Source organism: Serratia sp. CY82433 (assembly GCF_052166535.1).
In the GTDB taxonomy this organism is placed as follows: domain Bacteria; phylum Pseudomonadota; class Gammaproteobacteria; order Enterobacterales; family Enterobacteriaceae; genus Serratia; species Serratia sarumanii.
Genome location: NZ_JBJNOR010000001.1, coordinates 898,523 through 920,153 on the forward strand (window position 1 = coordinate 898,523; position 21,631 = coordinate 920,153).

Below are 21,631 nucleotides of genomic sequence, written 5' to 3' on the forward strand. Positions count from 1 at the left end.
TATCCGTTGAAAAGCGGTTAGTTTAATCACATAAACAGTTATTCGGCGCCCGCAGGGCGAAACGGCCTTTCTGTTTGTATACTGAAACTATATGCAGTTTTTGACGTTTTTTTTGTGAGCATACAGGGGGCAAGGGATGTTGCTTAAAAAGGGAAACTCTCTACGACGTTTGGCGCTGAGTGGCGCTATCGCCTGTAGTCTTGTGTCGTCGTTTTCCGCATCGGCCACCGTCCCGGCGTTGCCGGTGGCATCAGCAGGCATGTCCGTTGCGCAGAGCCGTTCTGAACTGCTGGCCGCGTTGCCGCGCGGCATGGATTTGCACTACCTGTCCACGCTGGCGCCGCTGTATGCGGCGAATCACATGCAGCCGATGTGGCAGGATCGCGAAGCCGTTCAGCAATTTCAGCAGCAGCTGGCCGAGCTGGCGATGTCCGGCGTGCAGCCGCAGTTCACCCAATGGGTGAAGATGTTGACCGATCCGGCGCTCAGTGAAGCGGGCCGCGATGCGGTGCTGTCCGATGCGATGCTGGGCTATTTGCAGTTCGTCTCCGCTATCGGTGCCAACGGCAACAACTGGCTGTACAGCAATATTCCCTACAAGCTTGGCTTGCCGCCCACCGCGGTGATCAACCAATGGCAGCTGGCGGTGCGCCAGGCGCGTACTCTGAGCTACGTGAATTCGCTCGCGCCGCAGCATCCGCAATACGCCAAGATGCATCAGGCGCTGCGCGACATGCTGGCGGACAATCGTCCCTGGCCGCAGGTGGGCAGCGGCCCGAGCCTGCGTCCAGGCCAAATGAGCAATGATATTCCGGCGCTGCGTGAGATCCTGACGCGCACCGGTATGCTCGCCGCCGCGGCGCCGGAAGCGGAGCCGGAACCGGCGGTGGTCTCGGCGAAGATCAATGAGCCCGACGACGGCGGGCTGACGGTAGACGAAGAGAAAAGCCGCGTGACGGTCAGCCCATCGGCAGCGCCGGTGACGGAGCTGACCGCGGAACAGACGCCGCCGCAGATTGGCAGCGTGGTGAGCGATAACCTCTATACCGACGAACTGGTGGAGGGCGTCAAGCGCTTCCAGAAATGGCAAGGGCTGACGGCGGATGGCGTGATCGGCGTGCGCACCCGCGAGTGGCTCAACGTGTCACCGAAAACCCGCGCCGCGCTGCTGGCGCTGAATATCCAGCGCCTGCGGATCCTGCCGGGGCATGTCGGCACCGGCATCATGGTGAACATTCCCAACTATTCGCTGACCTACTACCAGAACGGCAATGAGGTGCTGTCTTCCCGCGTTATCGTCGGGCGGCCGAGCCGCAAGACGCCGCTGATGAGCAGCGCGTTGAACAACGTGGTGGTCAATCCGCCGTGGAACGTGCCGACTACCCTGGTGCGTGAGGACATTGTGCCGAAGGCGATGCGTGACGGTAACTACTTCCAGAAACACGGCTATACCGTGCTGTCGGGCTGGAGCAACGATGCGGAAGTGATCAACCCGGCGATGATCGACTGGAGCATGGTCTCTGCGCGCAACTTCCCGTATCGCGTGCGTCAGGCGCCGGGCGCCACCAACTCGCTGGGGCGCTTCAAGTTCAATATGCCGAGCTCGGACGCTATCTACCTGCACGATACCCCGAACCACAGCCTGTTCCAGAAAGACATCCGCGCGCTCAGCTCCGGCTGCGTGCGGGTGAACAAGGCTTCCGATTTGGCGAATATGCTGCTGCAGGACGCCGGCTGGAACAACAGCCGCGTGTCTTCCACGCTGAAAGAAGGGAATACCACTTATGTGAATATTCGCCAGCGTATTCCCGTAAAACTGTATTATCTGACCGCCTGGGTTTCGGATGACGGCCAACCGCAATTCCGTACAGATATTTACAATTATGATAATACGGTGCGATCGGGCGCACAAATTTTGGCTCAGGCCAAAAAATTAATGCAGTAAATGCAGTAATTATAAATAAATAACGGTCAGAATGTTTGGCTATACCGCAGGCCCTCGTAGCCGGGGGCCTGTAAACCTAGGCGTATCGCGGGTTGACTCAGCATACGCAGGCGGTTATGGTTCGGACAGTGCGCTGCTTTGTGCATTTATTTTGACATTCTTGCCGGGTTTAACAGAGTCATGGACAAAATTGATCATCACCGCCGTAAATGGCTGGCGCTAGGTGGCGCCGCTATGGGCATAGCGCTGCTTCCAGGGCAGGCGTTTGCCAGTATTTCCACCGCTCGACCGCGTATTTTAGTGTTGAATAACCTGAATACCGGTGAATCTATTAAAGCCGAGTTCTTTGACGGCAAAGGTTACAATAAAGAAGAGTTGGTGCGGCTAAATCATCTGTTCCGCGATTATCGCGCCAACAAGGTTAAATCGATCGATCCCCGCTTGTTTGATCACCTCTATCGTCTGCAGGGGCTGCTGGGCACCAGCAAGCCGGTGCAGCTGATCTCCGGATACCGTTCCGTAGACACCAACAACGAACTGCGTGCGCATAGCCGCGGCGTGGCCAAGCACAGCTACCACACCAAAGGCCAGGCGATGGATTTCCACATCGAAGGTATCCAATTGAGCAATATCCGCAAAGCGGCGTTAAAAATGCGCGCCGGTGGTGTAGGATATTACCCACGTAGCAACTTCGTACACATCGATACCGGCCCGGTTCGGACCTGGTAATCGCTGTGCCGTCAGTGAATAACGCCGCCCCTTGCGGAAGCGGCGTTATTGTCGTTGGAGCCTTATGAAATACCATCTTATTCCCGTTACCGCCTTTAGCCAGAACTGCAGTCTGATTTGGTGTGAAAACACGCAGCAGGCGGCGTTGGTCGATCCCGGCGGTGAAGCGGAAAAAATCAAAGCGGAAGTCGCGCGGCAGGGGGTGACGGTCACCCAGATTTTGCTGACGCACGGCCATTTGGATCATGTCGGCGCGGCGGCGGAGCTGGCGGACCATTATCAGGTGCCAATCTATGGCCCGGATAAAGAGGACGCGTTTTGGCTGGACGGTTTGCCGGCGCAGAGCCGGATGTTTGGGCTGGAAGAGTGCGCGCCACTGACGCCGACCCGCTGGCTGTCGGAAGGCGATGAGATGCAGGTGGGCGAGATGACGCTCAAGGTGTTGCATTGCCCTGGGCACACGCCGGGCCACATCGTCTTTATCAATGAGCAGGCGCGTTTGGCGCTGGTGGGCGACGTGCTGTTTAACGGCGGCGTGGGGCGCAGCGACTTCCCGCGCGGTGACCATCAGGCGCTGATCGCCTCTATTCGCACCAAACTGCTGCCGTTGGGCGACGACATGCGCTTTATTCCCGGCCACGGCCCGATGTCGACCTTCGGCCACGAGCGCCAGACCAACCCGTTCCTGCGCGAAGAGCCGGCGGTGTGGTAACGATTATTTCCCGGCAGAAATAATCAAGGGCGCATAGAGCGCCCTTTTTTACGATTTATGACCTGCGTCGATGCCTTTAGAGCACGGCGACGATGGCTTCACACAGCGGCGCCATGTTGTCCGGCGTCATGCCGGCCACGTTCACCCGGCCCGAGTTCACGGCATAGACGCCGAACTCTTCGCGCAGACGCAGCACCTGTTCTTTGGTCAGGCCGCTGAACGAGAACATGCCGTTCTGTTGGATGATGAAGTTAAAGTCCTGCTGCGCGCCTTTCTCCTGCAGGGTGTTCACGAACAGCTGACGCATGCGGTGAATACGCTGGCGCATGTCGGTCAGCTCCTGCTCCCACATCGCGCGCAGCGCATCGTTGCCCAGAATGGTGGCGACAACCGCCGCGCCGTGTGACGGCGGGTTGGAGTAGTTGGCGCGAATGGCCGCTTTCACCTGGCTGAAGGCGCGATCGGCGGTTTCGGCATCGGCAGCCACAATGGTGCAAGCGCCGACGCGCTCATTGTACAGGCCGAAGTTTTTCGAGTAGGAGCTGGCAACGATCAGCTCTTGGTGCTTGGCGGCGAAAATACGCAGGCCCTGCGCATCTTCTTCCAGACCGTTGGCGAAGCCCTGATAGGCGAAGTCGAACAGCGGCAGCCAGCCATTGGCGACGGAAAGCTCAGCCAGCTGTGCCCACTGTTCCGCCGTTGGATCGATACCTGTCGGGTTATGGCAGCAGCCGTGGAACAGCACCACATCACCGGCCTGTGCCTGTTTCAGGCTGTTCAGCAGGCCGTCAAAGTCCAACGCGTGGTTGGCGGCGTCGTAGTAGGCGTACTCCAGCACTTCCAGGCCTACGGCGCTAAAGACGTTCTTGTGGTTTGGCCAGCTTGGGTTGCTGATCCAGATGCGCTTGGCGCTGGTCTGGTTGGCGATAAAGTCTGCCGCCACGCGCAGGCCGCCGGTGCCGCCGGGCGTCTGTGCGGTACGCGCGCGCCGCGCGGTAACGATCGGGCTCTCTTTGCCGAACAGCAGCTCTTGCGTGCAGCTGGCGAACGCCGGGATGCCTTCAATGCCGAGATAGTTTTTGGTGGTCTCGTTTTCCAGCAGATACTGTTCAGCTTTTTTTACGCTGGTCAGCACCGGCGTTTTGCCGGTTTCGTCTTTATAAACGCCAATCCCTAAATTGATTTTATTCGGGCGGGCGTCGGCGCGGAAAATGTCGGTCAGGCCCAGGATCGGGTCGGCGGGTGCGGCGGTGATTTTTTCAAACATGTCAGGTGCTTCCAAATCTCGGAGTTAAGCAGACAGAAGCATCAGGGTAGCGCCAGTTATCGGCTTTGCCAACCGTTTGCGATAAAAACACCGCGATCTTGTGAACGGGAAGGATTCGACAGAAAAAATGATGGGGAAGGGGAAATCTGCAGGATAAAACGTTACCGGGAGACACAAATAAAAACAGGGCCGAAGCCCTGTTTTTTAACTTAGCCGACGGTAAACCGCCGTTAAGCGAGACAACTTAGAACTGGTACACCAGACCAACGGCTACGATATCGTCGGTAGCGGTGCCGGTTGCTTTGGTGAACTCGTTGTCATCCAGCAGGTTGATTTTGTAATCAACGTAGGTGGACATGTTTTTGTTGAAGTAGTAAGTGGTACCAACAGAAACATATTTAACCAGATCCTGGTCAGAGCTTACGCCTGGGACGTTCAGGTTCTTGCCTTTAGACTGCAGGTAAGACACTTCTGGACGCAGACCGAAGTCGAACTGGTACTGAGCAGTGACTTCGAAGTTCTGAGTTTTGCTCGCGAAGCCACCGCACTTGTCATCGGTAGCTGCACAGCCTGCACCGAAGTTACCGCCGCCGAACGGAGTCATGTTACGGGTTTCTGCGTACATCGCCGCCAGGTAAACGTTGTTGGCATCGTATTTCGCGCCCACGGTCCATGCGTCAGCCTTGTCGCCACGCTCGTTGGAACGCAGTTTCTGGTCGTCGGTACGGTTGGAAGAAGCGTATGCAGCGCCGAAGCTTACGCCTTCGCCGATGTCATAAGTAGAGGAGATACCCCAGCCGTCGCCGTTTTGTTTCTTAACGTTACGACCGTCGTTCTGGTTTTTGCCCTGGTATTGCAGAGCGAAGTTCAGACCGTCAACCAGACCGAAGAAGTTGTTGTTACGATAGGTCGCAACGCCGTTGGTACGGCCGGTCATGAAGTTGTCGGAGTAGGTGTAAGTATCGCCACCGAACTCTGGCAGCATATCGGTCCAGCCTTCCACGTCGTACAGTACGCCGTAGTTACGGCCGTAGTCGAAGGAGCCGTAGTCAGCGAATTTCAGACCGGCGAAGCCCAGACGGGTTTTGGTGCCTTCGGTGCCCTGAGATTCGGCGTGGTTGGACTGAACGTTGTATTCCCACTGGCCGTAACCGGTCAGTTGGTCAGTAATCTGGGTTTCACCTTTGAAGCCGAAACGAACATAGGTCTGATCGCCGTCATTGCCTTTGTCGTCGGAGAAGTAGTGCAGACCGTCAACTTTGCCGTACAGATCCAGCTTGTTGCCGTCTTTGTTGTAGATTTCAGCTGCGTTTGCTGCACCAGCAGCCAACAGAGCCGGGATAACCACTGCAAGAATGTTGCGCTTCATCATTATTACCCTCATTGGTGTTATTCGGACACCTTTGCCACTGCCGCCAATAATTCTTTGGGAACTATTGTTGATAGATTGGTGTCGTCCTGTGTCTGAACGCAGTGTTCCATTCACAGGCGGGTTAATCTAGGACGAAAATGATACCAATGTCCCAATCAGGTTGCAAAAGGAAAGTATGTGTAACCAAATGTAATTTTTCGGGAACTTTGTGATGTGCGTCAATATTAAAAAATGCGAAAGGCCAGCGAGGCTGGCCTTTGTTTTGTAACGAAATCGTTTAAAAAACGTTTGATCGTATGAATTAGAAGCTTGCGTTACGTGGTGTGCGTGGGAACGGGATCACATCGCGCACGTTTTGCACGCCGGTGACATAGGCGATTAAACGTTCAAAACCCAGGCCGAAACCGGAATGCGGCACGGTGCCGTAACGACGCAGATCGCGATACCACCAGTAGTCTTCTTTATTCAGGCCCATCTCTTCCAGACGTTGATCGAGCATGTCGAGGCGTTCTTCACGCTGCGAACCGCCGATGATTTCACCGATGCCCGGCGCCAGCACGTCCATGGCCGCGACGGTTTTACCGTCTTCGTTCATGCGCATATAGAACGCTTTGATGTCTTTCGGGTAGTTCTTCACCACCACCGGCGCCTGGAAGTGTTTCTCCGCCAGATAACGTTCATGTTCGGAAGAGAGATCGATGCCCCAGGAAACCGGGTTTTCGAAGGTTTGGCCAGAGGCCAGCAGGATCTCAATGGCGTCGGTGTAGTCCACCTGGGCGAAATCGGAAGAGACGAAGCGCTCCAGACGAGAGATTGCGTCTTTATCCACGCGTTCGGCGAAGAATTTCAGATCGTCTGCACGTTCATCCAGCACCGCCTGGAACACATACTTCAGCATGCTTTCGGCCAGGCCGGCGACATCGTCCAGCGTCGCGAAGGCCACTTCCGGCTCGATCATCCAGAACTCCGCCAGGTGGCGGCTGGTGTTGGAGTTTTCGGCACGGAAGGTTGGGCCGAAGGTGTATACCTTGGACAGCGCACAGGCGTAGGTTTCGCCGTTCAGCTGGCCGGAAACGGTGAGGAAGGCTTCCTTACCGAAGAAGTCCTGGCTGAAATCGACGGCGCCCTTGTCGGTGCGCGGCAGGTTTTCCAGATCCAGCGTGGACACGCGGAACATCTCGCCGGCGCCTTCGGTGTCGGAGGCGGTGATCAGCGGGGTGGACACCCAGAAATAACCATTTTCATGGAAGAAGCGGTGGATCGCCTGCGCCAGGGTATGACGCACGCGCGCCACGGCGCCGATCAGATTGGTGCGCGGGCGCAGGTGGGCCACTTCGCGCAGGTATTCGATGCTGTGGCGTTTGGCCGCCATTGGGTAAGTATCCGGATCGTCGACCCAGCCGACCACGTTGATCGCGGTGGCCTGCAGCTCGAAGCTCTGGCCTTCGCCCGGTGAGGCGACGACCTTGCCGGTAACTTCAACTGAGCAACCGGTGGTCAGGTGCAGCACTTCATCCTGATAATTCGGCAGAGAATTATTAACGACGGCCTGTAACGGATCAAAGCAGGAACCGTCATAGACGGCCAGGAAGGAGATACCAGCTTTTGAATCTCTCCGGGTACGTACCCAGCCGCGTACGGTGACTTCACTGTCAACCGCAGCACGACCTTGCAGTACGTCGACTACAGGCACTACGCTCATAGATTTCTCTCTTTAATAATTTGGTTTAGAAATAGCTTACAACCCAAGAATATGGGGGTAATGGCTATGTTACTTGCCGCGGTGCAGAGCACAAGCAGAAATCATCGGATTGGCGCAACATTTATCGTGGCTGGCTGAAAAGAGGGCGGTCGAGATAAAAACAAAAAAGCCGGCGCCTGAACCGGGCCGGCTTTCTCTCTATATATAGAAGGCTCAGCTGGCTTTCTTCACCAGCGGCAGATCGAAGGCCTTGCGCAGGGCCCTGACGAACGCCTGATCCTGGCAAATGGTTTTGCCGGGGCTGTCGGAGAGCTTGGCCACCGGCTTGCCTTTGCACTCGACCAGCTTGATCACGATATTCAGCGGTTTGACGCCGGGAATATCGCAGGTCAGGCGCGTGCCGATACCGAAGCCGAGATTGATGCGCTGGTAGAAATGGCGATAGAGCGCCAGCGCTTTTTCCAGATCCAGGTTGTCCGAGAACACCAGCGTTTTGCTCATCGGATCGATGCCCAGCTTTTGATAATGGGCAATGGCCTTTTCACCCCACTCGACGGGATCGCCAGAATCGTGGCGCAGCCCCTGATAACGTTCGGCGAACTGCGGGCCGAAGTCGCGCAGGAAGGCATCCATGGTGATACAGTCGGTGAGCGCGATGCCAAGCTGATCCGGGTATTCATCCAACCAGGCTTGCAAGGCGGCGCGCTGGCTGTTGGCCAGCACCGGGCTTATTTGCTGATGCGCCTGGAACCACTCATGCGCCTGAGTGCCGACCGGCGCCAGGCCGAGCTGATGCGCCAGATCGTAATTGCTGGTGCCCGACAGGTACGGGAATTCGGCCTGCAAGGTGCTGACGATGGCCTGTTGCACGCCTTGAGAGAAACGGCGACGGGTGCCGAAGTCCATCAGCTTGAAGCGCGAAAGATCCAGATCGCCCGCCAGCGTCTTGAACTGAGCCAGCTTGGTTTGCAGATGCGCCACCGCCTGTTCCGGCGTCGCCAGCGGAGAGCGCCGACGGTGCACCACTTCGCTGATCACCGCCAGCAACGGCACTTCCCACATGATCACTTCACGCCAGGGGCCGGCGATGCGGATTTGCAGCTTGCCGTCGCGGTTGTCTATGGTGACCTGCTGCGGATCGTAGCGGAACGTTCGCAGCCAGTTCAGGTAATCCTGACGGAAGAAGGGCAGGCCCGAAAGATAAGCGAATTCGGCATCGGTCAGCGCCAGCCGGCTCATCAACGCCACCTGCGCGCGGATCTCGTCGGCATATTCGCCCAGCAGTTCGTCGCCGCGGCAGCGGAATTCCGCCGCCACGCTGATCGCGGGATAGCGATGGAACACTGCTTGCTGCATATGAAGCTTATAAGCATCGGTATCAAGCAGTGATGTCAAAATCGGGGAAGCGTATTGAGTCATAGCGCGTTACAGCATCCTCGTCAGGCGCGTGTCCAAATCCGGATAATCATAAAAGTGGGGGTGGAGTATACCCGGATTATCCTGTTATTGAAGCTGCATCACACCATAAATCACCAAAGCGGGTCGAGGATTAAACGTGCCTTTATGGCGGCCTGATAGCGGCGGGGAGGAAAAAAAGCCAGATATGCCTGTAAGGTGAATGACTTAGCCTAATTAGTCATAAAAATTATAATGTTAATTATTTTAAACAGCGAATCAGATATAGCCGGCCTGGGTATGCACGCTGACCCGATCCTTGCCGTTCTTTTTGCAAAAATAGAGCGCTTCGTCCGCCTGTTTGATCGCCGCCTGCAGCGCGGTGAATGCGTTGACCGGCGCAATGCCGCAGCTGGTGGTAAAACGCACTTGCCGTCCATCGGCCAGATTTAGCGTCAGGCGATGAGTGCGGGCGCGCAATTGCTCCATGATGTCCCGCGCGTTGTCCAACGAACAGTTGCCCAGCAGCACCGCGAACTCTTCGCCGCCGTAGCGGCAGAAGATGTCGCTGGCGCGGAACGCGCGTTGCAGCAGGTGGCCGAATGCCACCAGCGCCCGGTCGCCCACGTCGTGGCCGTAGCTGTCGTTGAGCTGTTTGAAGTTGTCGATGTCGATCAGGCAAAAGGCCTGCGGGTAGCTGCCGTCGCCCAGCAGCTGACATTCAAGGAAGAATTTACGGCGGTTGTAAATATTGGTAAGCGGATCGAGGAAAGAAGAGGCCTCGAGCTCTTTAATCAGCAGTTGTTTCTCGCTTTCCAGCGAGACCTTGTCCAACTGGTATTGCCTGAGCTGCTGAATGGCGTCGCTGATGGCGATCAATTCCTGGCTGTAGAAGGCGTCATTGCGATCGATATTTATCTCGCCGCGCGACAGCCGCACGATATTGTTGTGGGTCTTGGTCAGCCAGCGGTTGATGCTGGTGCAGAACACCAGCGCCGGCAAAATGAACAGCAACACCACCAGGCCGGCGAGTGCGATCATGCCGTAAATGGTCGTCTGGCTGTCGTAAATCTTGTGGCGCGACGCGAGGGTTTCCAGCTCGAAGCTGCGTTGATACAGCGCCTGCGACAGCCCGCTCACATCGTCGACATAGCGCGAAATAAGCGCGGTGGGGTAGGGCTGATGGGTATCGATAGCGGTGTACAGCCCATGGGTAATCTGTTGGAGGCGCTCAGCGGAAACCTGGGCGAGCAATGCATTGACGATGTTGGTGATTTGTCCATCGTCGTAGTTGATCTTCATGAAGATCAATCGGGTGCTCAGCGCGTTCAGTACGCCGGTCAGCTGAATGGACTTCAGGTAGGCGTCTTTGCGAACGAGCGGTCTGACGTTGACGTCGATAATCTGATCGCTCAATTCCGTCAGTGACATATTCAGCCGGTTATTAAGGCGGATGGCCTCGAGAAACATAAAAGAGTCGGTATCCACCATCCGGGTATCGTAGGTGTAGCGATAATAGCTCTTGCTGGTTTGCGAGATGTAATAGGCGCTGTTGATGTTGAACAGATTGGCGTTGGTGTTATTGACCTGCGAAAGCTGCAGGTTGTCATTATCCAGCAGCTGTTCCATCAGGCTGATCATCGACAGCGCGGCGATTTTTTGCCGAACCCCGAGCTGTCTGGCGACCTCATCGTCCAGATGTTCGCGGATGCGGGTAATTCTTTCGCGCGCCGCCCGATCGGCGGCCAAACATTGCGCTCGGGTGATTTGCGGATCGATCAGGCTCAAGCGTTTGAGGCGGTGCGCCTGCAAGGCAGCCTGAAAGGCTTCGGAGATTTCTTTGGCGCGATCAATTTTGTACAGATTGAGTTGGTTATCGCGGTAGTCGGTATGGGCTTCGAGCAGCTCATCGACAATGAACAGAGAGAAGGAAGTCATCAGGCACAGGGTAAAAAAATAGATTGCGTATTTAATTTTCATAGTGCGAGTCATCCTGAGCCTGATGCCGCAATTATACCACCATGCCGCCTGCGTCGCCTCAACTATGCCGGCGCCCTCCGGTGGCGGTTTTTTAGCATTAAATGCTGATTTTTATTTAGCCATTGGTCACCTGCGCTATCGCCTGGCGGGCGATTTATGATTTGCCTCTGATTTCTCTCTCGTGGTCGCCCGGCGACTCTGGGCTTTTCGGCCAGCTGTGATACAGTTTATTCACAATTCAGGCCCACCGCGCGCCGCAGGGGAACACTCCGGCTGCGGTACGAAGCAGAAGAGCGGCCTGGCACCTATAACTCACCGAGACGTTTAAGGGTTTTTATGACACAACAGCCACAGGCAAAATACCGCCACGATTATCGCGCGCCCGATTACACCACGACCGATATCGATTTGGACTTCAGTCTGGACGCGGAAACCACGCGCGTGACCGCCGTCAGTAAAATAAAACGTCAGGGCGCGGCCGGCGCACCGCTGGTGCTGGATGGCGAAGATCTGACGCTGGTGAGCATTCAGGTGGACGGCCAACCGTGGAGCGCCTACCGCCAGCAGGATAACCAACTGATCATCGAAGCGTTGCCGGCACAATTCACTCTTACCATCGTCAACGACATTCACCCGGCGAAAAACACCGCGCTGGAAGGGCTGTACCTGTCCGGCGATGCGCTGTGCACGCAATGCGAAGCCGAAGGTTTCCACCACATTACCTATTATCAGGATCGCCCGGACGTGCTGGCGCGCTTTACCACCCGCATCGAGGCCGACAAGGCGCGCTATCCGTTCCTGCTGTCGAACGGCAACCGCATCGGCCAGGGCGAATTGGCCGATGGCCGCCACTGGGTGCAATGGCAGGATCCGTTCCCGAAACCTTGCTACCTGTTCGCGCTGGTGGCGGGAGACTTCGACGTGCTGCGCGACAGCTTCACCACCCGTTCCGGCCGTAAGGTCGCGCTGGAGCTGTTCGTCGATCGCGGCAACCTGGATCGCGCCGACTGGGCGATGACGTCGCTGAAGAACTCGATGAAGTGGGACGAGACCCGCTTCGGCCTGGAATACGATCTCGACATTTATATGATTGTGGCGGTCGATTTCTTCAATATGGGCGCGATGGAGAACAAAGGGTTAAACATCTTTAACTCCAAATACGTGCTGGCGAAGGCGGAAACCGCCACCGACAAGGATTACCTGAACATTGAAGCGGTGATCGGCCACGAATACTTCCACAACTGGACCGGTAACCGCGTAACCTGCCGCGACTGGTTCCAGCTCAGCCTGAAAGAGGGGCTGACGGTGTTCCGCGACCAGGAGTTCAGTTCCGATCTGGGATCGCGTTCGGTCAACCGCATCGACAACGTGCGCGTGATGCGCGGCGCGCAGTTCGCCGAAGACGCCAGCCCGATGGCGCACGCCATCCGCCCGGACAAAGTGATCGAGATGAACAACTTCTACACCCTGACGGTGTATGAAAAGGGTTCCGAAGTGATCCGCATGATGCACACCTTGCTGGGGGAGGAGAACTTCCAGAAAGGGATGCAGCTCTATTTCGAACGCCACGACGGCAGCGCCGCCACTTGCGATGATTTCGTGCAGGCGATGGAGGACGCGTCCAACGTCGATCTGTCGCGTTTCCGCCGTTGGTATAGCCAGTCCGGCACGCCGCTGTTGACGGTTCGCGACGATTACGACGCGGAAACCCAGCAGTATCGCCTGCATGTCAGCCAGCAAACCGCGCCGACCGCCGATCAGCCGGAGAAATTGCCGCTGCATATCCCGCTGGATATCGAACTGTACGACAGCGAAGGCAACGTCATTCCATTGCAAAAGGGCGGCCTGCCGGTCAATAACGTGCTGAACGTCACCGAAGCGGAGCAAACCTTCGTGTTCGACGGCGTGGCGCATAAGCCGGTGCCGTCGCTGCTGCGCGAATTCTCCGCGCCGGTGAAGCTGGACTATCCGTACAGCGATCAGCAGCTGACCTTCCTGATGCAGCACGCGCGCAATGAATTTGCGCGTTGGGATGCGGCGCAGAGCCTGCTGGCGACCTATATCAAGCTGAACGTGGCGCGGCACCAGCAGAAGCAGCCGCTGTCGCTGCCGCTGCACGTGGCCGATGCGTTCCGCGCAGTGCTGCTGGACGAAAAACTGGATCCGGCGCTGGCGGCGCAGATCCTGACGTTGCCGTCGGAGAACGAAATCGCCGAGCTGTTCGCCACCATCGATCCGGAAGCGATCGCCGCGGTGCATGAAGCGATCGTTCGCTGCCTGGCGCGGGAGCTGGCCGATGAGTGGCTGGCGGTATATCACGCCAACAAGACCGACGGCTACCGCGTGGAGCACGCCGAGATCGCCAAGCGCGCCTTGCGTAATGTGTGCCTGGGCTATCTGGCGTTCGGCGAAGATGTGGCGCTGGCGGACCAGCTGGTAAGCGAACAGTATCGCCAGGCGGACAACATGACCGACTCGCTGGCGGCGCTGTCTGCTGCGGTCGCGGCCCAGCTGCCGTGCCGCGATGCGCTGCTGGCGGCGTTCGACGAGCGCTGGCATCAGGATGGCCTGGTGATGGATAAATGGTTCGTGCTGCAGGGCAGCAGCCCGGCGGCAGACGTGCTGAGCAAGGTGCGCGCGCTGCTGCAACACCGTTCGTTCAGCCTGAGCAACCCGAACCGCACCCGTTCGCTGATCGGCGGCTTCGCTTCCGGCAACCCGGCGGCGTTCCATGCCGCGGACGGCAGCGGCTATCAGTTCCTGGCGGAGATCCTCAGCGATCTCAACCAGCGCAACCCGCAGATCGCCGCGCGCCTGATTGAACCGCTGATTCGCCTGAAGCGTTACGACGCGGGCCGCCAGGCGCTGATGCGCAAGGCGCTGGAACAGCTGAAAGGATTGGAAAACCTGTCCGGCGATCTGTACGAGAAGATCAGCAAGGCGCTCGACGCCTGATCTTTTCTCGCTGGATAGATCAAGGGACGGCCTGCGCCGTCCCTTTTTTCATCCCTTCAATTCGCCGCCCGACGGCCGCTGGCCGCTGTGGCCGGCGGTGATAACACCCGCTCCAGCACTTCGGCCTCCAGTTCCGCCAGCCGGGCCGAGCCTTTGCGGCGCGGCCGCGGCAGATCGAGAGTCAGATCCAGCCCGATGCGCCCCTCTTCGATCAGGATCACCCGATCCGCCAGCGCGATGGCTTCGCTGACGTCGTGCGTGACCAGCAGTACGGTAAAACCGTGCTGTTGCCACAGCGTTTCTATCAGCCCCTGCATCTCGATGCGCGTCAGGGCATCCAACGCCCCGAGCGGTTCGTCCAGCAGCAGCAGGCGAGGGCGGTGGATCAGCGCGCGCGCCAGGGCGACCCGCTGCTTTTGCCCGCCGGACAGCGCCGCCGGCCAGTCGCGGGCGCGATCCGCCAAACCGACCGCGTCCAGCGCCTGCAGCGCCGCGTCGCGCCACTGGCCGCGCAGCCCCAGGCCCACGTTGTCGATCACCGTTTTCCACGGCAGCAGGCGCGCATCCTGAAACATCAGCCGGGTATCCTCTTTAGCGGTGGCAAGTGGCGCGTTGCCGCTGAGCAGCGCGCCGCTGCTGGGCTGTTCCAGGCCGGCCAACAGGCGCAGCAGGGTGCTCTTGCCGCAGCCGCTGCGGCCGACCACCGCCACGAACTGCCCGGCGGAAATGCGCAGCTGAATATTGTCCAGCACGGTGCGGTTGCCGTAACCTTTGCCGATGGACTCCAGCGTCACCGGCGTGCCTTGCGCAAGGCGAGCGGGAAGGGTCATAGCGCTTCTCCCTGTTTCAGTTGATAGGCCGGATGCCAGCGCAACCAGACGCGCTCCAGCAGCTGTGCGCCCACGTCCGCCAGCTTGCCGAGCAGGGCGTACAGCACGATCGCCACCACCACCACGTCGGTTTGCAGGAATTCACGCGCGTTCATCGCCAGGTAGCCGATGCCCGAATTGGCCGAGATGGTTTCGGCGACGATCAGCGTCAGCCACATGAAGCCGAGAGCGAAACGCACGCCGACCATAATCGACGGCAGCGCGCCCGGCAGCACCACCTGCGTAAACAGGCGGAAACCGCTCAGGCCGTAGCTGCGGGCCATCTCCAACAGGCCGCGATCGATGTTCTTGATGCCGTGATAGGTATTGAGATAAATCGGGAACAGCGTACCGAGCGCCACCAGAAAGATCTTGGCGGATTCATCGATGCCGAACCACAGGATCACCAGCGGGATCAGCGCCAGGTGCGGCACGTTGCGGATCATTTGCACCGAGCTGTCCAGCAGGCGTTCGCCCCAGCGCGACAGCCCGGTAATAAAGCCGAGGATCAGCCCGATGCTGCCGCCGATGGCAAAGCCGATCAGCGCGCGCTGGCTGCTGATGCTCAGGTGCTGCCACAGTTCGCCGCTTTGGCTCAGGCTCCAGAAGGCGGCCAGCACCGCGCTCGGCGCCGGCAAAATGCGGTTGGACAGCCAGCCGGTTTCGACGGCGATCTGCCAGAGGATCACCAGCGCCAGCGGCAGCGCCCAGGGGGCCAGCCGATACAGGATGCGTTGCGCGTTCTTTGCCATCGGGGCGCTCCTCAGCTCTGCGACACTTTTTGCGGAACATAAATGTTGGCCACCACTTCGCCTTGCGGGCGCACCGGCTGAAGGCGCGCGGGCGTTTCCTCCTGCGCCAGATCGAGGTGCGGGAACAGCAGTTCGCCGACGCGGTAGGCCTCTTCCAGATGCGGATAGCCGGAGAGAATAAAGGTGTCGATGCCCAGATCGGCATATTCCTGCATGCGCGCCGCGACCGTCGGGCCATCGCCCACCAGCGCGGTGCCGGCGCCGCCGCGCACCAGGCCGATGCCGGCCCACAGGTTCGGGCTGATCTCCAGGTTGTCCTTCTTGCCGCCGTGCAGCGCCGCCATGCGCCGTTGGCCGACGGAGTCGAAGCGCGCAAAGGCCTGCTGCGCGTCGGCGATGGTTTCCTCATCGAGGTGGGCGATCAGCCGATCGGCGGCGCGCCAGGCCTCTTCGGTGGTTTCCCGCACGATGACATGCAGGCGGATACCGAAGCGTACCTGGCGGCCTTTCGCCGCCGCTTTGGCGCGCACCTCTTCGATTTTCTCTTTAACCTGCGCCGGCGGCTCTCCCCAGGTGAGATACATTTCTACCTGTTCGGCGGCCAGATCCTGCGCGGCGGCGGAGGATCCGCCGAAATAGAGCGGCGGGCGCGGCTGCTGCACCGGCGGGAACAGCAGTTTGGCGCCTTTCACCTGAATGTGCTTGCCGTCGAAATCGACGGTTTCGCCTTCCAGCACCCGGCGCCAGATGTGGGTGAACTCGGTTGAGGCTTCGTAGCGCTCTTCATGATTGAGATGCAACCCCTCCGCCGCCAGCTCTTCCGGATCGCCGCCGGTGACCAGATTGAACAGCGCGCGCCCGTTGGACAGGCGATCCAGCGTCGCCGCCTGGCGCGCCGCCAGCGTAGGGGAGATGATGCCCGGCCGCAGCGCGACCAAAAACTTCAGCCGCTGGGTGACCGGGATCAGCGAGGCGGCCACCAGCCAGGAGTCTTCGCACGAGCGGCCGGTGGGGATCAATACGCCGCCGAATCCCAGCCGATCCGCCGCCTGGGCGATCTGCTGCAAGTAACCGTGATCGACGCTGCGCGCCCCCTGTGCGCTGCCGAGATAGTGGCCATCGCCGTGGGTGGGTAAAAACCAGAAAACGTTCAGGCTCATCGTCAGTGTTCTCCCATTGTTTATTGCGCGCTTGGGCGCCAGATGCGTTGTGAGATGTCGACCTTCACCGGCACCAGCCGGTTGGCGTAAAACAGGTCGGCGGTTTGCTGCTGCGCGGCGATCGTCTGCGCATCGAGCGGTGTGATGGCGGTCGGCGGGCGGTGATCCAGATAGCTGGCGATCACCGGTTCGGGCAGCCCCATGGCGTTGGCCAGCAGGGTCACGCTTTGCGCCCGGTCGCTGCGGGTGAGCGCATCGGCCTGGGTCAGCACGGTCAGAACCTGGCTGATAAAGCTGCCGTTGGCTTCGGCGTAGGGGCGCGCCGCCAGATAGAAGGAACCGGTCTGATTCAGATCGGTGCCGTCGCCGAGCACCCGTACGCCGCCCTGCAGCAGCGCGGCGGAATAATAAGGATCCCAGATGGCCCAGGCATCGACGTTGCCCTGCTGGAAGGCGGCGCGCGCATCGGCGGGGGTCAGATAGGCAGGCTGGATATCCGTAAATTTCAGGCCGGCCTTTTGCAGCGATCGCAGCAGCAGGTTGTGCGAGCTGGATCCTTTCTGGAAGGCGACCTTATGGCCTTTCAGATCGGCGACGGTTTTGATCGGGCTGTTTTCCGGTACCAGGATCACTTCCGCCTTCGGTTTGGGCGGCTCGACGCCGACATACAGCAGGTCCGCGCCGGCGGCCTGCGCGAAGATCGGCGGAATATCGCCGGTGCTGCCCAGATCGATGCTGCCGACGTTCAAGGCCTCGAGCATTTGCGGGCCGGCGGGAAACTCGATCCAGCTGATGCGGGTGGCGGGGAAACGTTCCTCCAGCAGCCGGTGGCTCTTCGCCAGCACCAGGCTGACCGATCCTTTTTGGTAGCCGATGCGGAACTGCGCCGGATCCTGCGCGGCGGCGGCAGTGGCCCAAACCAACGACAGCAGGCCGGTGAGGGTAGCGGCGCTGAGCCAGCGCCGTAAAGCGATGCGTTCTTTCATTCAGGCTCTCCTTTTCCAGGCGTTTCAGGCGGTCTGACGTGCCGCCAGCGGCGAGGCGACGCGCAGCGCGGGCGGTTTGCGGCGGCCAAGCGCCAGATAGAAACTGGCCAGCGCCTCTTCCAGCCGGGCGGCGACGGCGTCGGTGAGCGTGGCGCCTTCGCCGGTCAGTTGGATCTGGCTGTCGTCGGCGAATACGCCGTGCAGCACTTCCTGCGCTTTCAGCGCTGCCAGCACCGGTTTGAGCGCATAGTCCACCGCCAGCATGTGGCCGACAGAACCGCCGGTCGCCAGCGGCAGCACCACCTTATGATCCAGAGCTCGTTCCGGCAGCAGATCCAGCAAGGTCTTCAGCGCACCGGAAAACGACGCTTTATAAACCGGCGTGGAAATCAGCAGGCCGTCGGCCTGCGCCAGCTGGTCGGCAAACGCCTTGATCGCCGGGCTGTTGAAGTTGGCATACAGCAGGTCTTCGGCATCGAAGTCGTGCAGGGTATAAGCCGTCACTTCCACCCCTTGCTGCCGCAGCCAGTTCTGGCTCAGCGCGAGCAGTGCGGCGGAACGTGATGGGATGCGTGGGCTGCCGGCCAGTGATATAACGCGCATTGCCACTCCTTATAACTAAAAGTTAGGTTTAATTAGAAAATCAATGAGAAGTGTTTTAAACCTACCAGCAACCGGGCGCGTTTTTTAAATCTCATTTTTTGATTTGGATATGCGCAAAAGCGGATTGGCGCCGATTTGGCGGTGAAGCGGGAAAACGATTGCGTAAAAACCGCTTTTTTTGCCTTTAATCAATTCCAATTAGGCGGGGGATACCGGATAATACGCCCCCGGTTTGCAACCGGGAAATCAGGAGAGTCCATGTACTACCCCCTCATCAGGAAAGCGTTGTTCCAGCTCGATCCCGAGCGCGCGCACGAAGTGACCTTTCGTCAGCTCAGCCGTATTACCGGCACCCCATTAGCGTTTCTTGTCCGTCAGTCCGTGCCGACCAAACCGGTCAGCTGCATGGGGCTGTCGTTTAAAAACCCGTTGGGATTGGCCGCCGGTCTGGATAAAAACGGCGAATGCATCGATGCGTTCGGCGCGATGGGCTTCGGCCATGTGGAAGTCGGCACCGTGACGCCGCGCCCGCAGCCGGGCAACGACAAGCCGCGCTTGTTCCGCGTGATTGAGGCGGAAGGCCTGATCAACCGCATGGGGTTCAATAACCATGGCGTGGACAATCTGGTTGAAAACGTTAAGAAATCCCATTTCGGCGGCATTCTTGGGATCAATATCGGCAAGAATAAAGACACCCCGGTCGAACAGGGTAAAGACGATTATTTGATCTGCATGGATAAAGTTTATCCGTATGCCGGTTATATCGCGATTAACATCTCTTCACCGAATACCCCGGGGTTACGATCCTTACAGTATGGCGAAGCGCTGGACGATCTTTTGGCTGCGATTAAAAATAAGCAGCAGGAATTACATGCGCGCCATCACAAATATGTGCCGGTGGCGGTAAAGATCGCGCCGGATCTTTCAGAAGACGAATTGATCCAAATTGCCGATAGCCTGGTGCGGCATAATATCGATGGCGTGATCGCCACCAATACCACCTTGGATCGAAAATTGATCCAGGGGTTAAATTACTGCGAACAAGCAGGCGGATTAAGTGGGCGTCCGTTGCAATCGCGCAGCACGGAAGTGATCCGTCGTCTTTCCACCGAACTGCAAGGGCGCCTGCCGATTATCGGCGTGGGCGGCATCGATTCGCTGACGGCGGCGCGCGAAAAAATGGAGGCCGGCGCGAGCCTGCTGCAAATTTATTCCGGATTTATCTATCACGGCCCGCGTTTGATTAAAGATATCGTTACCCATATCTAATATTTTTCCTCTCATTTTATTCCGGGGGTTTATTTCTGCCCCCGGCTCGTCTATATTTTGTTCGTTAGCATAAATATCGTTCGCGGAATTATCCGATGTTTAAGCTATTTTATCGGTGATAAAATCGCCTTTTAGGGTGAGTGCGGCGTTGGCATAGGCAGCGAGAAGGATACGAAATGAAGATAAAACCTGACGATAATTGGCGTTGGTATTTTGATGCCGAACACGATCGGCTAATGCTGGATTTAGCTAATGGTATGATCTTCCGTTCACGTTTCCCGGCCAAAATGTTAACGCCGGACGCCTTCGATGAATGCGCTTTTTGCGTGGATGACGCCGCCCTTTATTTCACCTATGAAGAACAGTGCAAGCAGATCAAACTCAGCCATGAGCAGCGCGCCGAGCTGGTGTTGAATGCGCTGGTCGCCTACCGCTTCCTGAAACCGCTGATGCCGAAGAGCTGGCATTTCTCGCAGCAGCATTACCCGCTGCAGCCGAAAAACGGCGAGCTGGCGGCGGTGAAGGTGATGGAAAGCGGCGTGGAAGCGCGCTTGCTGGTGGTGGAGGCCGGGGATAACGCCAGCCTGTGCCTGCTGGCGCAAAATCAACTGACGGTCGCCGGCCGCACCATGGTATTGGGCGACGCCATCAAGGTGATGCACGATCGGCTGAAACCCTGCGCGCAGGATGAAAGCGCCGCCCCGGCTTACGACAGGGCGGTATAAGGCGGATTACGCCAACGTCAAATCACTTTTTGGGATACAGCTGCAGCACAGGATGGTGCCGTTGTCGCCCAGCGCGCTTTTCTTCAGCGGCGCGACCTCACCGCTCAACAACGTAATGCGGCAGCTGCCGCAAATCCCGGCGCGGCAGGAGTAAGGCACGCGAATGCCTTGCTGTTCCAGCTGTTCGAGCAGGATCTGCTGGTTGTTGCCGGTAAACACCTTTCCTTCATATTCGATAGTGACGCTGTGCTCGCTGTCTTGCGGCGCCTGCACGCTCTCCACCACTTTGCCGGCGCCATAAGGGCGCGGCGGCTTGGTCGACAGCAGTTCCACCGTATCGCCCACGCGGATGATGCCGCTGCTGCGCGCGATCATGTTCTGGCCGAAATCGATATCGCCGTTGTCGGCGGAGCGGAATTTTTGCAGCGTACTCAGCGGTTCGCCGCTCGGGTGCTTGCGGCCGCGCTCGGTGCTGACGGTGGTGAGCACGCAGCGGCTGCAGGGTTTCACCAGATCGAACATCACGTCGCCGACGCGGATCACCTGCCAACCGTCCTCGGCCCAGGCGGCTGCGCCGCTCACCACCAGATTGGGGCGGAACTGCTCCAGCTTGATGCTGCCGGGGCAACGCCGCTGCAGATCGTTGAACGAAGCCTGGTTAATCAGCAGATAAGGGTAGCCGTCGGCAAAGGTCAGCGGGATTTCGGGGTGTTTTTTCACCCGGCGGGTCAACTCCGGCCCCAGCCAGCGCAGCTGAACGTCGCGCTGGAAATAGCCGCTCAGCCAGCGGTTGATCTCATCCGGCGCGATCAGCGCGGTGAAGTGGTTTCCCCATACCTCGGTCGGCTGCGGCGCGGCGGCGAAGTCGCTGAAGCGAATGGCGGCGCTTTCGCCGTCCGGCGCGGTCAGGAACAGCCCGTCCGGCAGCAGCGCCGGCGTGAACAGCACCATCTGCGGGTATTGGCGCGCGGTAATAAAGGTGCCATCCGGCTCGGTGATCATAAAGTTGCGGTCGAAGGCCAGACCGCTGCTGCCGACCTGGGCGTAAGAAAGCTGCAGACCGCGCAGTGATTTAACCGGATGGACGTAGAGTCTGGAAAGCGTGATCACCCTCATCTCCGTGCGATTATTAAATAGAAGGGAGCAACTTTATGACAAGCGGTGCGGATTAGCTATAATGCGCAACAATTTTCTTTTTGGTGATAAGCAC

At 58.6% G+C, this 21,631-nt stretch carries 17 protein-coding genes; 6 read left to right on the forward strand and 11 right to left on the reverse strand.

Annotated features, from left to right (window positions below):
- Positions 1-136: 136 nt before the first annotated feature.
- The 3 genes from ldtD to ACJ8PI_RS04385 all read left to right on the forward strand — a co-directional run bounded on the left by ldtD (position 137) and on the right by ACJ8PI_RS04385 (position 3,386).
- On the forward strand, positions 137-1,945 hold the full coding sequence (gene ldtD / locus ACJ8PI_RS04375) for a L,D-transpeptidase (RefSeq protein WP_049233767.1): 1,809 nt from the start codon (positions 137-139) through the stop codon (positions 1,943-1,945).
- A 180-nt stretch (positions 1,946-2,125) separates the two neighbouring features.
- A complete protein-coding gene (locus ACJ8PI_RS04380) occupies positions 2,126-2,674 on the forward strand; it encodes a YcbK family protein (protein ID WP_033637866.1) in 549 nt (182 codons plus the stop codon).
- Between the two features lie 64 nt (positions 2,675-2,738).
- Entirely contained in the window at positions 2,739-3,386 is a 648-nt protein-coding gene (locus tag ACJ8PI_RS04385) for an MBL fold metallo-hydrolase (RefSeq protein ID WP_033646596.1), read from the forward strand.
- Between the two features lie 76 nt (positions 3,387-3,462).
- Here ACJ8PI_RS04385 and ACJ8PI_RS04390 read toward each other — a convergent pair whose 3' ends face one another.
- The 5 genes from ACJ8PI_RS04390 to ACJ8PI_RS04410 all read right to left on the reverse strand — a co-directional run bounded on the left by ACJ8PI_RS04390 (position 3,463) and on the right by ACJ8PI_RS04410 (position 11,102).
- The gene (locus ACJ8PI_RS04390) at positions 3,463-4,653 is read right to left on the reverse strand and encodes an amino acid aminotransferase (protein WP_164134103.1); all 1,191 of its coding nucleotides are present in this window, start codon (positions 4,651-4,653) and stop codon (positions 3,463-3,465) included.
- A 244-nt stretch (positions 4,654-4,897) separates the two neighbouring features.
- Positions 4,898-6,025: a porin OmpC gene (gene ompC, locus ACJ8PI_RS04395; protein WP_039566689.1), complete on the reverse strand. Its 1,128-nt coding sequence runs from the start codon at positions 6,023-6,025 to the stop codon at positions 4,898-4,900.
- Positions 6,026-6,326: 301 nt separating this feature from the next.
- Entirely contained in the window at positions 6,327-7,727 is a 1,401-nt protein-coding gene (asnS, locus tag ACJ8PI_RS04400) for an asparagine--tRNA ligase (protein ID WP_033637870.1), read from the reverse strand.
- A 213-nt stretch (positions 7,728-7,940) separates the two neighbouring features.
- On the reverse strand, positions 7,941-9,146 hold the full coding sequence (gene pncB, locus ACJ8PI_RS04405) for a nicotinate phosphoribosyltransferase (protein ID WP_049213672.1): 1,206 nt from the start codon (positions 9,144-9,146) through the stop codon (positions 7,941-7,943).
- A gap of 255 nt (positions 9,147-9,401) precedes the next feature.
- The gene (locus tag ACJ8PI_RS04410) at positions 9,402-11,102 is read right to left on the reverse strand and encodes a GGDEF domain-containing protein (protein ID WP_033637872.1); all 1,701 of its coding nucleotides are present in this window, start codon (positions 11,100-11,102) and stop codon (positions 9,402-9,404) included.
- 336 nt (positions 11,103-11,438) lie between these two features.
- Here ACJ8PI_RS04410 and pepN point away from each other — a divergent pair, with 336 nt between their 5' ends.
- Positions 11,439-14,057 carry an aminopeptidase N gene (pepN, locus tag ACJ8PI_RS04415; protein WP_033646587.1) on the forward strand — a complete coding sequence of 873 codons (2,619 nt, stop codon included), beginning with the start codon at positions 11,439-11,441 and terminating at the stop codon, positions 14,055-14,057.
- Between the two features lie 56 nt (positions 14,058-14,113).
- Here the strand turns inward: pepN and ssuB are convergent, their stop codons facing one another.
- From ssuB to ssuE, 5 genes are read right to left on the reverse strand one after another with little or no spacing between them, the layout of a single operon-like run.
- Complete coding sequence (ssuB, locus tag ACJ8PI_RS04420; RefSeq protein ID WP_041034451.1) at positions 14,114-14,887, reverse strand: aliphatic sulfonates ABC transporter ATP-binding protein; 774 nt, start codon at positions 14,885-14,887, stop codon at positions 14,114-14,116.
- Positions 14,884-15,678: an aliphatic sulfonate ABC transporter permease SsuC gene (gene ssuC / locus ACJ8PI_RS04425; RefSeq protein WP_033646585.1), complete on the reverse strand. Its 795-nt coding sequence runs from the start codon at positions 15,676-15,678 to the stop codon at positions 14,884-14,886. Before ssuC ends, ssuB begins: the two co-directional genes overlap by 4 nt.
- Before the next feature lie 11 nt (positions 15,679-15,689).
- Positions 15,690-16,838 (reverse strand): FMNH2-dependent alkanesulfonate monooxygenase, encoded by a 1,149-nt coding sequence (ssuD, locus tag ACJ8PI_RS04430; protein WP_033646584.1) that lies wholly within the window; start codon positions 16,836-16,838, stop codon positions 15,690-15,692.
- Between the two features lie 20 nt (positions 16,839-16,858).
- Positions 16,859-17,824 (reverse strand): sulfonate ABC transporter substrate-binding protein, encoded by a 966-nt coding sequence (locus ACJ8PI_RS04435; RefSeq protein ID WP_033646583.1) that lies wholly within the window; start codon positions 17,822-17,824, stop codon positions 16,859-16,861.
- A 24-nt stretch (positions 17,825-17,848) separates the two neighbouring features.
- Positions 17,849-18,427, reverse strand: a complete 579-nt coding sequence (gene ssuE / locus ACJ8PI_RS04440) for an NADPH-dependent FMN reductase (RefSeq protein WP_033646581.1) — start codon at positions 18,425-18,427, stop codon at positions 17,849-17,851.
- A gap of 258 nt (positions 18,428-18,685) precedes the next feature.
- Here ssuE and pyrD point away from each other — a divergent pair, with 258 nt between their 5' ends.
- Together pyrD and ACJ8PI_RS04450 are read left to right on the forward strand one after the other, a co-directional pair.
- Positions 18,686-19,696, forward strand: a complete 1,011-nt coding sequence (gene pyrD, locus ACJ8PI_RS04445) for a quinone-dependent dihydroorotate dehydrogenase (protein WP_033646580.1) — start codon at positions 18,686-18,688, stop codon at positions 19,694-19,696.
- 176 nt (positions 19,697-19,872) lie between these two features.
- Entirely contained in the window at positions 19,873-20,421 is a 549-nt protein-coding gene (locus tag ACJ8PI_RS04450) for a cell division protein ZapC (protein WP_033637882.1), read from the forward strand.
- Between the two features lie 6 nt (positions 20,422-20,427).
- On the opposite strand, the gene ACJ8PI_RS04455 is transcribed toward ACJ8PI_RS04450, so the two are convergent.
- Complete coding sequence (locus ACJ8PI_RS04455; protein ID WP_164134105.1) at positions 20,428-21,531, reverse strand: YcbX family protein; 1,104 nt, start codon at positions 21,529-21,531, stop codon at positions 20,428-20,430.
- Positions 21,532-21,631: the final 100 nt, after the last annotated feature.

Excerpts from the sequence above, each read along its gene's own strand:
- ldtD (WP_049233767.1), top strand. The coding sequence starts at position 137 with ATGTTGCTTAAAAAGGGAAACTCTCTACGACGTTTGGCGCTGAGTGGC.
- ACJ8PI_RS04380 (WP_033637866.1), top strand. The coding sequence starts at position 2,126 with ATGGACAAAATTGATCATCACCGCCGTAAATGGCTGGCGCTAGGTGGC.
- ACJ8PI_RS04385 (WP_033646596.1), top strand. The coding sequence starts at position 2,739 with ATGAAATACCATCTTATTCCCGTTACCGCCTTTAGCCAGAACTGCAGT.
- ACJ8PI_RS04390 (WP_164134103.1), bottom strand. The coding sequence starts at position 4,653 with ATGTTTGAAAAAATCACCGCCGCACCCGCCGACCCGATCCTGGGCCTG.
- ompC (WP_039566689.1), bottom strand. The coding sequence starts at position 6,025 with ATGATGAAGCGCAACATTCTTGCAGTGGTTATCCCGGCTCTGTTGGCT.
- asnS (WP_033637870.1), bottom strand. The coding sequence starts at position 7,727 with ATGAGCGTAGTGCCTGTAGTCGACGTACTGCAAGGTCGTGCTGCGGTT.
- pncB (WP_049213672.1), bottom strand. The coding sequence starts at position 9,146 with ATGACTCAATACGCTTCCCCGATTTTGACATCACTGCTTGATACCGAT.
- ACJ8PI_RS04410 (WP_033637872.1), bottom strand. The coding sequence starts at position 11,102 with ATGAAAATTAAATACGCAATCTATTTTTTTACCCTGTGCCTGATGACT.
- pepN (WP_033646587.1), top strand. The coding sequence starts at position 11,439 with ATGACACAACAGCCACAGGCAAAATACCGCCACGATTATCGCGCGCCC.
- ssuB (WP_041034451.1), bottom strand. The coding sequence starts at position 14,887 with ATGACCCTTCCCGCTCGCCTTGCGCAAGGCACGCCGGTGACGCTGGAG.
- ssuC (WP_033646585.1), bottom strand. The coding sequence starts at position 15,678 with ATGGCAAAGAACGCGCAACGCATCCTGTATCGGCTGGCCCCCTGGGCG.
- ssuD (WP_033646584.1), bottom strand. The coding sequence starts at position 16,838 with ATGAGCCTGAACGTTTTCTGGTTTTTACCCACCCACGGCGATGGCCAC.
- ACJ8PI_RS04435 (WP_033646583.1), bottom strand. The coding sequence starts at position 17,824 with ATGAAAGAACGCATCGCTTTACGGCGCTGGCTCAGCGCCGCTACCCTC.
- ssuE (WP_033646581.1), bottom strand. The coding sequence starts at position 18,427 with ATGCGCGTTATATCACTGGCCGGCAGCCCACGCATCCCATCACGTTCC.
- pyrD (WP_033646580.1), top strand. The coding sequence starts at position 18,686 with ATGTACTACCCCCTCATCAGGAAAGCGTTGTTCCAGCTCGATCCCGAG.
- ACJ8PI_RS04450 (WP_033637882.1), top strand. The coding sequence starts at position 19,873 with ATGAAGATAAAACCTGACGATAATTGGCGTTGGTATTTTGATGCCGAA.